The organism is Actinocrinis sp., from assembly GCF_035946395.1.
Taxonomy (GTDB): Bacteria; Actinomycetota; Actinomycetes; order Streptomycetales; family Catenulisporaceae; genus Actinocrinis.
Genome location: NZ_DASYZI010000271.1, coordinates 1 through 13,821, shown reverse-complemented (window position 1 = coordinate 13,821; position 13,821 = coordinate 1). Strand labels below are relative to the sequence as shown.

8 protein-coding genes are annotated in these 13,821 nt (G+C 68.2%); 5 read left to right on the top strand and 3 right to left on the bottom strand.

From position 1 onward, the window contains the following. The first annotated feature begins 59 nt into the window (after positions 1-59). From VGS97_RS16635 to holA, 4 genes are all read left to right on the top strand, one after another. A complete protein-coding gene (locus tag VGS97_RS16635; RefSeq protein WP_326854448.1) occupies positions 60-1,745 on the top strand; it encodes a ComEC/Rec2 family competence protein in 1,686 nt (561 codons plus the stop codon). Further along, the gene (locus tag VGS97_RS16630; protein ID WP_326854447.1) at positions 1,742-3,046 is read left to right on the top strand and encodes a ComEC/Rec2 family competence protein; all 1,305 of its coding nucleotides are present in this window, start codon (positions 1,742-1,744) and stop codon (positions 3,044-3,046) included. The genes VGS97_RS16635 and VGS97_RS16630 overlap by 4 nt, the downstream gene beginning before the upstream one ends. 19 nt (positions 3,047-3,065) lie before the next feature. After that, on the top strand, positions 3,066-5,297 hold the full coding sequence (locus VGS97_RS16625) for a S9 family peptidase (protein ID WP_326854445.1): 2,232 nt from the start codon (positions 3,066-3,068) through the stop codon (positions 5,295-5,297). Between the two features lie 286 nt (positions 5,298-5,583). Continuing rightward, positions 5,584-6,549: a DNA polymerase III subunit delta gene (gene holA, locus VGS97_RS16620; protein ID WP_326854444.1), complete on the top strand. Its 966-nt coding sequence runs from the start codon at positions 5,584-5,586 to the stop codon at positions 6,547-6,549. A 577-nt stretch (positions 6,550-7,126) separates the two neighbouring features. Here holA and rpsT read toward each other — a convergent pair. The 3 genes from rpsT to VGS97_RS16605 form a co-directional block, all read right to left on the bottom strand. Beyond that, the gene (rpsT, locus tag VGS97_RS16615) at positions 7,127-7,393 is read right to left on the bottom strand and encodes a 30S ribosomal protein S20 (RefSeq protein WP_326854477.1); all 267 of its coding nucleotides are present in this window, start codon (positions 7,391-7,393) and stop codon (positions 7,127-7,129) included. A gap of 355 nt (positions 7,394-7,748) precedes the next feature. Beyond that, the gene (locus VGS97_RS16610) at positions 7,749-10,454 is read right to left on the bottom strand and encodes an AAA family ATPase (protein WP_326854443.1); all 2,706 of its coding nucleotides are present in this window, start codon (positions 10,452-10,454) and stop codon (positions 7,749-7,751) included. Further along, the gene (locus VGS97_RS16605; RefSeq protein ID WP_326854442.1) at positions 10,451-11,626 is read right to left on the bottom strand and encodes a metallophosphoesterase family protein; all 1,176 of its coding nucleotides are present in this window, start codon (positions 11,624-11,626) and stop codon (positions 10,451-10,453) included. The genes VGS97_RS16610 and VGS97_RS16605 overlap by 4 nt, the downstream gene beginning before the upstream one ends. 173 nt (positions 11,627-11,799) lie before the next feature. Here VGS97_RS16605 and lepA point away from each other — a divergent pair, with 173 nt between their 5' ends. After that, positions 11,800-13,662 (top strand): translation elongation factor 4, encoded by a 1,863-nt coding sequence (gene lepA / locus VGS97_RS16600; protein WP_326854441.1) that lies wholly within the window; start codon positions 11,800-11,802, stop codon positions 13,660-13,662. Positions 13,663-13,821: the final 159 nt, after the last annotated feature.

Here is a 13,821-nt window from a genome sequence, read left to right as displayed (position 1 = left end):
TCCCGCACCCTGCCACTCCGCATCACCCGTTGCTCTGCCTTCCGCGAGCGAGCGTCACGATGAGACGCCAGAGCGGACCACCAGATCTCAGGCTGCTGCCACCCGTACTGGCAGGCTGGGCCGCGACCTGGCTCGGTCTCTCGCTCCCACCCGGCCTCACCGTCGCCTGCGCGACCGGGACAGCGCTCGGTGGCATCGCCGGAATGGTTCACGCGCGGCGTCGGGTGGCAGCGCATCCGCTCGCCCCCGAGCCCTGGGCATCCGCGATCTGCACTCTGCTTCTCGTCGCGGCGGGGCTCGCCCTGTCAGCAGCCTTACACGTCGCGGCCGGAGCCTCGGGCCCGGTGCCCGGTCTGGCTGCCGAATCGGCTTTCGTTAGCACCGCGTTGACCATCACCGGCGACCCGCGCCGCGTCGAGACGAAGCTCAGCCCCGGCTCGCCACGCCCGCACGACACCAGCCACCCGCCAGCTTCTCGGGCCGATGTCACAACGAATGCCACAACATCCGCTGCTGCCCTTGCGTCCACTCTGATCGTCATCCCCGTCCGCATCACCGACGTGACCACCGACGCCGGTGTCACCTATCAGGTCGGCGCGGCGGTCACCGTGCTAGCCCGCCCGCGCATGCCCGAAGACGTCAACGCGTGGCTCACCCTTCTTCCCTCGGAACACCTCAGCGTCTCTGGCCGATTGGAGCCCCCGCGTGGCGGCACTCGCGACGCCGCCGTGCTCATGGTGCGCGGTGAGCCGAAGGTGATCGGCGGCCCCTCACTCCTCCAAGCGCTGGCCGGTCGTCTGCGCGCGGATTTGCGTGAGGCGGCTTCGACGCTGCCTGCCGAGGAAGCAGGCGTGCTGCCCGCTCTCGCCGTCGGCGACACCAGCCGCGAACCTGCCGACCTCGCCGACGCACTCAAATGCAGTGGTTTGACATACATTACCGTCGTTAGTGGTGAAAACTTGATCTTTCTGGCCGCCGCGTTGCTGCCGGTAGCCCGCTGGCTCGGATTGCGTGGCCGGGCGATCACCGCCACCACCGTCGTACTCGTCCTCGGGTTCACCATGTTGGCCAGGCCAGGGCCACCGATGGTGCGCGCCACCGTGATGTCATTGCTCGGCTGCGTCGCGTCGCTGTCGGGGCGGCGGTTTCGGGCACTGGCGACGATGGCGGCCGCTGTGCTCGTTCTGCTGCTGATCGACCCGTGGCTTGCGCGTACCTACGGCTTCGCGCTTTCGGTCGCCGCGACCGCAGGCTTGGTCATCGTGGCCCCGGGCTGGTCCGACCGTTTACTCGATCGCGGCGTGCCGCTCTGGGCTGCCGGTCCGGCAGCTGCCACTGCTGCGGCCGAACTGTTCTGCGAGCCGCTGCTGGTGACCTTCTCCGGTTCGCTGCCGTTAGTCGCGGTTCCGGCGAACGTGCTGGCCGTGCCCGCGGCGCCGGCGGCCACCGTGCTCGGAATCGGCGCGATGGCTGCTGACGCGGTCTCGCCGGTCCTCGGCCACGCGGTCGCCTGGATCGCGCAGTGGCCTGTCCGCTGGATCTGCCTGGTCGCGCGCACTGCTTCCGCAGTACCCGGTGGCTGCGTCGGCTGGCCGCGCGGACTGCCCGGCTGCGGCCTGCTCCTGACCTGCTACGCAGTCGGCTGGAAGCTGCTGCGCGCCCGCAATCGTCCACCTGCCGCCGGTGGCGGATCAACGCCACTACCGCACACTGGTCTAGACAAGATCGGCTCGGTGTCGGTATGACTGAGATCCATCGCCGAGGGAGGGGCGAGCAGGCGGACCGGAGCGCCGGAGGGGAGTGCTCGCGTCCAGGCTCGGTGGACACCGTGCGTCGGCGTGGCCGGAGGAACTGGCTCCGGCTCGGCGCGTTGGTGCTGATCGGTGCGCTGGTCGCGGGGGTCGTGGCCTTAGTGCGGCAGGCCACGGCGCCCGCTTGGCCCCCACGGGACTGGTCGTTGGTCGTCTGCGACATCGGACAGGGCGACGCTTTGCTGCTGCATACCGGTCCGTCCTCAGCCATCGCCGTCGACACCGGCCCGGAGCCGGACCGTGAGGACGCCTGCCTGCGTCGTTTCGCCATCACCGACATCCCGCTGGTGATCCTCACCCATTTCCATGAGGACCATATCGGCGGGCTGACCGGCCTGTTGGCCGGGCGGCGCGTCGGCGCGATCGAGACCACGATCGTCGACGATCCGCCTGCCGGAGCCAAGTCGGTCCGCGCGTGGGCGGCAGCGGCCCGGGTTCCCGTGCGCCGGGTCCAGCCGTTCGAACGCGGCAGGATCGGTCACGTCGCCTGGCACGCGCTGTGGCCGGATCCGCAGGAACTGCCGTTCGTCGTCGGTCCACCGGGCAATGGTGACAACCGCGAGGAGGGGATGAGCGAACACGGCGGTGAAGGCTCAGGGCCCAACAACTCCTCGATCGTGCTAGCCGTGTCGATCGATCCGGAGCCCGCCGAATCTGCCGCCGCCCGCAGCGCTTATGGGTCCGCACCTGCATCTGCCGCCGCACGTTACGCATCCGCGTCTGCACCCGCGCCCGCTTCGGCTACCGCCTCCTCTGCCGCCGACGTCGCCGCCACGACCCCGGGCGGCCCTTTGACCGCACTGCTGACCGGAGACATCGAATCCCCTGTCCAACAGCTGCTCCTGACCGGGAGCCATCGTGACGAGTTGCGCGCAACCGTGCTCAAGGTGCCGCACCACGGCTCTGCGAATCAGGCTCCTGGTTTCGCCGCCGCGGTCGATCCGAGTATCGCGGTCATCTCCGTCGGCCGCGGCAACCCGTACGGGCATCCGGCCGCGCGCGCCCTTCGCCTCGCGGGTTCCGGCGGTGCCCGGGTGTACCGCACCGATCTCGACGGGGATGTGGTTATCGGGCAGACCTCCGAGCCCGGCCAAGTCGCCGTCCGAGCCCAGCACGACGACGGTACGCCGGGCGACCGAGCCGGCGGCTCCGGCGGCCCGGAACCGGGGACTTCACCCACTCGCCGCCATGGCTATGAACGAAGCCACGCTCGTCACCAGACCACGTCGGACTGAGACCGTAGGATCGGAAACTATGCAGCCACCAGTCGCGAAGACCATCGCCCACGAACGCGTCCACCACGGTGACACCGTGAACGACCCGTATTTCTGGCTCGCCGACCGTGAGAACAAGGACGTCATCGCCTACCTTGAGGCGGAGAACGCCTACACCGAGGCACACCTCGCGGACCAGGTCGGGCTGCGCGAGCGGATCTTCCAGGAGATCAAGGCGCGCACCAAGGAGACCGATCTCTCGGTGCCGGGCCGCAAGGGCGGTTGGTGGTATTACGCGCGTACACAGGAGGGCAAACAGTACGGCATCCGTTGCCGACTCGCCGCCACCGGTGAGACCCCGCCCGAACTGCCGGAGGACGGTTCCGCGCTGCCCGGGGAGCAGGTGCTGCTCGACGGCAACGAACTGGCCGAGGGCCACGGCTTCCTCTCACTCGGTGCCTACGACGTCTCGCCGGACGGCAAGCGTCTGGCCTATTCGGTGGACTACGCAGGCAACGAACGGTTCACACTGCGGATCAAGGACCTGGAAACCGGCGAAACCCTGTCCGATGAGATCCCCGAAACCTCCTACGGCACCGCCTGGTCCCGCGACGGATCAGCGCTCTTCTACCTGACCGTGGACGAGGCCTGGCGCCCCTACCGCGTGCATCGGCACACCGTCGGCACGCCTGCCGCGCAGGACGTGCTCGTCTACGAGGAGCCGGACGAACGTTTCTGGGTGAGCGTGGGCTTGAGCCGCAGCGAGCGCTACCTGCTCATCTCGGTCGGCTCGAAGATCACCAGCGAGCTGCGGTTGCTCGACGCCGACGATCCGACCGGCGACTTCGCGCTGATCGCCGGGCGCGAGAACGGGGTCGAGTACTCGGTCGACCACTGGGCGCACCCCGACGACCCGGCCCGCGACCTGCTGCTGGTGCTGCACAACCGAGACGGGAAGCAGAACTTCGAACTGGCCGTCGCGTCGATGGCGGCCCCGGCCGAGTGGACCGCGCTGATCCCGCACCAGGCGGACACCAGGCTGCTGGTCACCGAGGCCTTTGCCGACCACATCGTGGTCGAATACCGCCGGGACGGACTGACCGGCGTGGCCATCCACCCGATAACCGACGGACGCCCGGCAGCGCAGGGCACGCCCATCGCGTTCGACGAGCCCATCTACACCGTGGGTACCGGCGACAACCCCGAGTTCACCACCGGCAGGCTGCGCCTCGGCTACGGCTCGATGGTCACGCCGTCGACCGTGTACGACTACGACATCGCCACCGGCACCCTGCAACTGCTCAAGCGTCAGCCGGTACTCGGCGACTTCGACCCGGCCGACTACGAACAGCATCGCCTCTGGGCCACTGCCGAGGACGGCACCCGCGTCCCGATCTCGCTCGTACACCGCAAGGGCGTCGAAGCGGACGGCACCGCGCCTGCGGTGATCTACGGTTACGGCTCATACGAGTCGTCGATGGACCCCTATTTCTCGGTGCCCCGGCTTTCCCTGCTGGACCGCGGCTTCGTTTTCGCCATCGCGCACATCCGCGGCGGTGGGGAGATGGGTCGTAACTGGTACGACCAGGGCAAGATGCTGGCCAAACGCAACACCTTCACCGACTTCGTCGCCTGCGCGCGGCAACTGGTCGCCGACGGCTGGACCACCACGGACCGCCTCATCGCGCGCGGCGGATCGGCGGGCGGTCTGCTCATGGGCGCGGTGGCGAATCTGGCCCCTGACGCGTTCCGCGGCATCGTGGCCGATGTCCCGTTCGTCGACGCGCTCAACACGATCCTTGACCCGAGCCTGCCGCTCACCGTGATCGAGTGGGAGGAGTGGGGCAACCCGCTGGAGTCGGCCGAGGTGTACGCGTACATGAAGAGCTACAGCCCGTACGAGAACGTCGAGGCGAAACAGTACCCGGCGATCCTGGCCACGACCAGCCTCAACGACACGCGCGTCTACTACCACGAGCCGGCGAAGTGGATCGCCCGGCTGCGCGCCACCGCGAACGGCGGCGAGTTCCTTCTGAAGACCGAGATGGAGGCCGGGCACGGCGGCCGGTCCGGGCGTTACGACGCCTGGCAGGAGGAGGCACTCACGCTCGGCTGGATCGTGGCCACCGCGAAGGGCGTGGAGCAAGGGGCCGGTGCTCGCGGGGGTGGTGCCATCGTCGGCGATGGCGTCACTGTCAGTGACGACTCTGCGGTCGGCAACAGTGCTGCTAGCGTCGCTGACATTCACGGCGCCGACGAGGCGGGTGGCTGAGCACGATGTCCCGCCCGCTGCCAGGTCAGGGTCCGCCACCAATTCAGGGTCGACCGGCGAGTCAAGATGCTCTGTCAGATCAAAACTCTCTGTCAGATCAAGATTCTCTGTCAGATCAGGACGCTCTGCTAAGCCAGGATTCTCTGTCAAATCAGGGCCCTCCGCCGAGTCAGGGTCCTCCACGTCGGGAATCGCCGCGTCAGGAACTGCCGAGAAGCCGGGGCCTGCCGAAAAACTGGGGCCTGGTGCGAAGTCGGGGCCTGTCGCGAAAGCCGGGACAGCAGCCGTGACCGCGACGGGTTCAGGCTCGCCGCCGCCACCGCTCACCCTGGTCACCGGGCCGGAGGACTTGCTCGTGGATCGGGCTGTGGCCGAGGTAGTCGGCGCGGCCCGGTCCGCCGACCCCGCCGTCGAGATCTGCGACATCGCTCCCGGTGCCCTTCAGCCCGGGAGCTTCGCGGAACTCGTCTCGCCCTCGCTGTTCGGCGAGGCCAAGGTGGTGGTGCTGCGTGGCATCCAGGATCTCGGCGCGGATCAGGCCGACGAGGTCAAGCGTTACCTCACGGACCCGGCCGAGCAGATCGTGCTGGTGCTCACGCATCCCGGCGGCGTGAAGGGCAAGGCCCTGCTCGACGCGGTCCGAAAGCACAAGCCTGCGGTGGTCGACTGCCCGAAGCTGACGAAGCCCGGTGAGCGCATCGCATTTCTGCGCGGCGAATTCCGCCGCTCGCGGCGCGCAATCACCGAGGAGGCAGCGCAGGCTGTGGCGGATGCGGTCGGATCGGATCTGCGTGAACTGGCCGCCGCCGCCGACCAACTCCTGGCTGATACCGAGGGGACGGTCGACGAGGCGGTGGTCGCCCGCTACTACAGCGGCCAGGCTGAGGTCTCCGGCTTCACCGTGGCGGATCTCGCGGTGGAGGGCCGGCTCGGCGAGGCCTTGCAGCAGCTGCGGTTCGCGCTGGACACCGGAGTCGCCTCGGTGCTCATCACCAGTGCGTTGGCCACTGGTGTAAGACAGATAGGGAAGGTCGCCTCGGCTGGCCGTAACACGAACGAGCTCGGCATGCCGCCATGGAAGGTGGACAAGATCCGTCGACAGGCTCGCGGGTGGACGCCGGACGGCCTTACCGTTGCGCTGCGCGCAGTTGCCACGGCCGACGCGGCGGTCAAGGGTGCGGCGGCCGATCCGGCGTATGCGTTGGAGAAATGTCTGGTAACCATCGCTGGCGCGCGATCCGCCCCGCAATGAGGACCGGCGGCTACGGCCGTGATCTGATTACTGAAACCGTGAGCTGGTTACTGAAACGACCGTGATCTGACTATGTGATCTGATTAACGGCCACGATCCGACTAATACAGAGGCGACCTGGTTATCCGGCCGCGGCGAACCAACAGTGCGGCACCATGGCCACGGTGTGCTGCCGGATAACTAGACAAGTCAGGTAATTGGATGATCTGACTAGCTCGCGACGTGATGCCAGCTAGTCGGATCATTAGGAGAAGGCAAGGGGGCGCTGAGGCGTCCGGTAGTCAGAATCAAGGCCGAGTACGCGTGGCCCGGGCCAGGGGTTGAGTACGGCGATGGCCCAGATGCCGAGGAGCACGAGCGGTCGGCTTCGAGGAGCACTGGTGGCCAAGGCTCCGAAGTGCCGACCTTGGCCGAGTGCAAATCCTTCATGCCGTGCGCTGAAGCTGCCGATATTGGCCAGTGTGAATACCGAGGTGGTGAGACTGTCGGCCTTGGCCGGTGCGAAAACTCAGGCCAAATATCTCAGCTGTGACGCTGCTGGCCTTGGCCTGGTGCGGGTGCCTCAGGCGCCAATGCGTCAGCTGGCGAGGTTGTTGACCTTCTTTGCCAGCGCGGACTTCTTGTTCGCGGCCTGGTTGGCATGAATGACGCCCTTGGAGACGGCCTTGTCGAGCTGGCGGGAGGCGGCGCGGGTCAGCTCCTCGGCCTTGGCCTGGTCGCCGGACTCGACGGCCTCGCGCGCCTTGCGGATCGCCGTCTTGAGCGACGACTTGGTCGACTGGTTGCGCTGACGCGCCTTCTCGTTGGTCTTGATCCGCTTGATCTGGGACTTGATGTTCGCCACGAAAAGCCTCTTCACTTCCTGGTTGGTGGTTACAGCGCGGCGGGCCGCCTGTGACGGTCGCGCGACGTCTTGGAGGTGTGACCACCAGCGCGCCGAACCCGGTCACCCGGTCGATTCGGCCCGCACGTCCCAGGGGACGCTGGCAACGCCGCGCTGCTGCGGGGTGATCGTTCACGACGAGAGAACCGCAGGCCACGCGGTGGACAACTTTAGCAGTCGCGCTCAGGTTCCTCGAAATCGCCATCAGTGCACGTCATGGCGCAGATCGCGGCGCACGTCACGATATCCGTCGCAGTGCACGTCACGGCATGTGTCACGGTACGTGTCGCGATGCGCGTTACGGTGCAGTCAGCAGTCACAGGTCGACGCGGTGGGCGCCGCCGATGCGGAAGCGCTCCGGGGCGTGGGTGAGCAGGATGATCTGCACGCGCGAGCCCGCGCGGTCCAGGATCGCGGCGAGCTGGTCGAGCCGTGGCCGATCGGTGTGACCCAACGCGTCGTCGAGGATGAGCGGCACGCCGCCCACATCCTGTGCCCCGGACGGTGTGATCAGTTCCGCGCACGCGATGCGGCCGAGCAGCGCCAGCTGTTCCCGGGCACCGGCCGAGAGCTGATTGAACGCGATGGTCGAGCCGTCGACCGTCTTCGCGCTGATCGTCAGGTCTTCGGCCACCGAGATGCCGACGCCGGGGCCGAAGACGCCCGTGGCGTACTTCTCGACAAGTGCACGGAACGGTTCGGCGTACCTGAGCCAGGCGCGGGAGCGGTGACGATCGAGCGTCTCGTAGAGCAGCTTCGCTGCGGCGGCGTCGCGGTGCATCTCGTCGTAGGTCCGCTGAGCGCGCGCCTGCCGCGCGAGTGCGCGGTCGAGTGACTCCTCGGGACCGTGGTCGGCGAGCGTGGCGATTCGCTCGTTCAGAGCAGCCATCCGCTCGCGCCGACCGCTTTGTTCTGCTTCCAGCCGCGCGGGCAACGGACGGACAGTGTCCAGCCGCCGCTCCAGCTGCTCCGGATTCAGCTCCTCGATCCGCCGGGCTGCCGCCTGGCGCGCGGCGCGGTAATCGGCCAGTTCGGACGCGGTGCGCGCGGCCGGGAGCTGCGCCATCCGCTCCTTCGCGTGCTTGGTGTCCTCCGCCGCGTCGTCCACCGCGCGCTGGAGCGACACGATCATCGTGTTGAGTTCGACGACGTGTTGTTCCTCGTGCGCTGCCTCGGCGGCGGCGACTTGTAGCCGCACCTCGGCCGTCTCCTGCGCGTCACGGAGCTCGGTCGCTGCGGCGAGAGCGGCTTCGAGTGTCGGCGCCGCAGGCGGCTCGATCGGGCGGCCCGACTCGTGCGCGGCGATCCGCTCGCGCAGCGCTGCCAGCTGGTCCTGCAAGTCGGGCAGCGCTTCGCCGTCTTGGGCCACGTCGGCGATCGCTGCGTCTCGCTCCTGGACTGCCGCTCGCCGCTCATCTTCGGCGGCGCGGCGGCGGTGCTGCGCGTCCTTCGCCGCTGAGAGGTCCGCGATACCGGCGTCCGCACACAGCCGTCGATACGCTTCTCGGCTCGTCCGCTCCTTCTTGCGCCGCTCGCGCTCGCCTGAACCGGGAGTCACGACGACGCGCACGACTCCGGGCGCTTCGACGGTGATCGACTCGATCGCGGGATATACGGCTGCACTGTCGGCGCTGCTGGCGCTGTCGGCGTTCGCGTTGTTGGCGATCGTGCTGCCTGCGGTGTCGCTGCCTGCGTTCGCGGGGCCCGGGTCGCCTCGCTCGACGGTGAAGTTCGCCTCGCCGAGCGGGGTGATCGTGACGGTCGCGGCGTTCGCTTCGAGCACTGCGGACGCGGTGTCCCACCGCTTGTGCGCGGCCTCGATCCGCTCCAGAACTTCCTCGGTGATCGGGTTGGCGGCCAAGACGAGGTCCGCGGTCCGGATCCGACCGGCCGCGTCCTGGGCCCGGTCGACCTGCGCCGCCAACCGATCCGCCGCCTGCCGGTCACGGTGCCAGCGCACGTCGTCCTCGGCCAGTCGGGCGGCCGACCGCAGTTGCTGCGACTCCACGCGCAGCTCGTTTGCTCGCAGGTCGGCGGCGTTCCGGTCGACCTGCGCCACCGCGAGTTCCTTCGCTGATGACGCGATGTCGCGGTTCAGGTCCGCGGACCGAGCGGCGAACCGGCCCAAATCCGCCGTCGCCGCTTCGATCTGCTGCGCGAGCGCCAGCGCGGCGTCGGCCCGGCGCTGCTGCTCACGCAGGCCGGCGAGCTCGGCGGCCTGCTCCTCAAGCGAGGCCAGGTCGGCGCGAGTCTCGTCGAGCTCGATCCCGGCCTCAGCCAGTTCGACGCGCACCCTGGCCTGCTCGGCGATCGCGCCCTCGGCGTCGGCCAGCGCCTGCTTCGCCGCTTCGACTTCGCGGTTCGCCTCGTCCAGCGTGACCCGAGACGCGGCGTACTCGCCTCGTGGGTCACCCCGCTTGGGCGTGTAATACAGCTCATACTCCCGGAGCGCCAGCTCGAACAGCGCCTCCTCCGGGCCGGTCCGTACGATTTGCGCGCTGCGTTCCTCAAGCGCACCGCTCACCGCCGCTCGCCCCGCGATCGCCGACTGACCGTCCGCGCGCAGCTCTTGCGCCCGAGCACGCTGCCAGTCCTGGCTGATCCGCAGCTGTCGCCACAGGAACAGGTCGATCCCGGCCTCACGCAGCAGTTCGCCGAAGCGCTCGTGCGCCGGATTGCCGCTCAGCTGCTCCGGCGTCGGGCTCAGACCGTCCGTCTTCAAAACGTGCAGCTCGGTGCTCTTCCCCTTGATCCACTGCTTCCGGTACACCACGCGATACCGGCCGAAACTCAGCTCCGCCTCCACCGTCGGCCCTACGTCGCGCCCGACTGGCTGCACGGCCATGACTTCGCGACGCGTCGAACTGGCCTTCTCCTCGACCAGCAGATCCAGCGCCTCGACCAGCGAGGTCTTGCCGATCTCATTGGGGCCGGCCACGATCGTGACGCCCTGTTCGGCGAAGAGCACGGTGCGCTCGCGGACGCTCCGGTAGTCGGTCAGCGCGATCCGGTGCAGCCTCATCGCGTGCCACTCCCAACCACGCCGACGCCCGCGTCAGCGCTCGCATTCCCGGCCAACCGCAGCAGCAGTGCGAGCGCGTCCGTCGCTGCGTCACCGCCTGCCTCACGCAGCTCGGCCAGCGCCTGCGCCGCGAAACCGGTCAGCTCCAGTTCCGCGAAGTCGCCGTCCTGCGAGCGCGTGCGCAGATCGGTGCGTCCAGACGAGGGAATCGCCGCGAACAGATCGCGCCGATGCTCAAGCGCTTCGGCCAGTCGGGTGTATTGAGCGAGAGCGAGTTCGCCACGCAGGATCGGTTTGGCCACGGTGCGCGACGGTTCCGGGAATGCGTCGAGCCAGTCGAGCACGTCGTTCACGGAATCGGCGCCGCGCATCGCAAAGGTCTGCTCGGCGAAAGCCCACGTCGCGACCTGATGTGGCGTCACCACCGGTACGTCGCCCGGCTCCATGTCGATGACGAGGAGGCGGCCCGGGTCCACTTCGCGCGTCGAGGTCGGTTCAGGCGTGCCCGAGTACCAGATCCGTCCGCTCTGGCCGACTGCGGTCCTGGAATGCCGGTCGCCGAGCACGACGACGTCGATCCGCCGCTCCGCCAGCGCGGCTTCGAGCATCGCCACATTTATCGGATCATCTGTCAGCTTCGCCGCTTCGGTGTCAACGCCGCCGTGGCCGACCGCGATCCGCACGACCCTTGACTGCGCTGATCCCGACTGGGGTCCGATGATCGGAGCACGTGCGGCCAAACGGTCGACTTGCTCAGCCGGCGGTTGCTTGCCATCCCAGGGCGCGGCGAGCAGTTCGACACCCGGCCGCACCTCGACCACTCCGGGGCGGTCGAGGACGTGTACGTTCGCCGGCTTCTCCGGGCCGAACCAGTGCGACGCGTAGATCCCGGTCAAGGACAGGTGGTCGTGATTGCCCGGCAGCAGGTAGACCGGCATCGGCAGCGCGCCAAGCGCGCGCAGCGCGGGAGCGGCCGTCTTGCGAGCCACCTGCACGTGCTCGAACACATCGCCGCAGACCACGATGAACTCGCAGCCCTCGGCGGCCGCGATTCGCCCGATCCGCCCAATCGCGTCGGACCGGGCCTGGTCGTAGCGGCCCTGCGCACCCGGACTCAGGTAGTGCCGGGTCATGCCGAGTTGCCAGTCGGCCGTATGCGCGAACCGGACCATCCAGTGCCTTCCAAGATCGGGCGGTACGGATGGGCTACAGCATGTCACGGGCTACTGACGACGCGCTGGTCGTTCCCCGGTTTCGCCGCAGTCGAAGAACGCCGCAGTCGAAGAACACCGCGGCTCCATGCGACCATGGAGCCGGTTCCCACCAGTCGAATGGATTGACTTCGTTGCCCTCGCTCCCGCCGAACGTGCCGCAGCCGTCGCGCACCGACCCCGCGCTGATCCGCAACTTCTGCATCATCGCGCACATCGACCACGGCAAATCCACGCTCGCCGACCGGATGCTCCAACTGACCGGTGTCGTGGACGAGCGGCAGATGCGCGCGCAGTACCTCGACCGGATGGACATCGAGCGCGAGCGCGGCATCACCATCAAGTCCCAGGCGGTCCGGCTGCCGTGGCGGGTCGGCGACACGACGCACATCCTCAACCTGATCGACACTCCAGGCCACGTCGACTTCACCTACGAGGTCTCCCGCTCGCTGGCCGCCTGCGAGGGCGCGATCCTGCTGGTGGACGCGGCGCAGGGGATCGAGGCGCAGACCCTGGCGAACCTGTACATGGCGCTGGAGAACGATCTGACGATCATTCCGGTGCTCAACAAGATCGACCTGCCGGCCGCGCAGCCGGAGAAGTACTCCGCCGAACTGGCTCACCTGATCGGCTGCGAGCCACACGAGGTCCTGCGGGTCTCCGGCAAGACCGGCGAGGGCGTGCCGGAACTGCTCGATCACGTCGTGCGCACGGTCCCGGCCCCGGTCGGCGAGCCGGACGGCAAGGCCCGCGCGATGATCTTCGACTCGGTTTACGACTCGTACCGCGGCGTGGTCACGTACGTCCGTGTCGTGGACGGGCACCTGAGCAGGCGCGAACGCATCCTGATGATGTCGACCGGGGCGACGCACGAACTGCTGGAGATCGGCGTCATCTCACCGGAGCCGACGCCCGCAGACGGCCTCGGCGCCGGCGAGGTGGGCTACCTGATCACCGGGGTGAAGGACGTGCGCCAGTCCAAGGTCGGCGACACCATCACCGCGCAGAACAAGGGCGCGACCACGGCGCTGGGCGGCTACAAGGAGCCCAAGCCGATGGTGTTCTCCGGGCTCTACCCGATCGACGGCTCGGACTACCCGGACCTGCGCGACGCCCTCGACAAACTGCGGCTCAACGACGCCGCGCTGGTCTACGAGCCGGAGACCTCGGCCGCGCTGGGCTTCGGCTTCCGGGTCGGCTTCCTCGGCCTGCTGCATCTGGAGATCATCCGGGAGCGGCTGGAGCGCGAGTTCAACCTCGACCTGATCGCCACGGCGCCGAACGTGGTCTACCGGGTGGTGTTGGAGAACGGCCAGGAGCACATCGTCACCAACCCGAGCGAGTTCCCTTCGGACGGCAAGATCGCCGAGGTGTACGAGCCGATGGTGCGCGCTACCGTGCTCGCCCCGTCCGACTACATCGGCGCGATCATGGAGCTGTGCCAGTCCCGGCGCGGCAGCCTGCTCGGCATGGACTACCTGTCCGAGGACCGGGTCGAGCTGCGTTACACGCTGCCACTCGGCGAGATCATCTTCGACTTCTTCGACGCGCTGAAGTCCAAGACCCGCGGCTACGCCTCGCTCGACTACGAGGCCACCGGCGAGCAGGCCGCCGACCTGGTGAAGGTGGACATCCTGCTGCACGGCGAGAAGGTGGACGCCTTCTCCTCGATCGTGCACAAGGACCGCTCCTACAACTACGGCGTGAAGATGGCCGAACGCCTCAAGGAGCTGATCCCGCGGCAGCAGTTCGAGGTGCCCATCCAGGCGGCGATCGGCGCCCGGGTGATCGCCCGCGAGACGGTGCGCGCCATGCGCAAGGACGTGCTCGCCAAGTGCTACGGCGGTGACATCACCCGGAAGCGCAAGCTGCTGGAGAAGCAGAAGGAGGGCAAGAAGCGGATGAAGATGGTCGGCCGGGTCGAGGTGCCGCAGGAGGCCTTCATCGCCGCGCTGTCCACCGACTCCGACACGCCCGCCGAAGCCAAGAAGAAGTAGAAGCAGGCCAGTAGCCCCGCTTAGAGCCTGTCCGTGATCCCGTTAGGCCGCGTGTGGTAGTGCCGTGCGCGGCCTGGCGAGGCGACGTGTCATCAACATGATCATGCTGATGGTGACCATCGCCTCGTGGTTCCCGGGTAGGCGCTCATAATCCCTGAC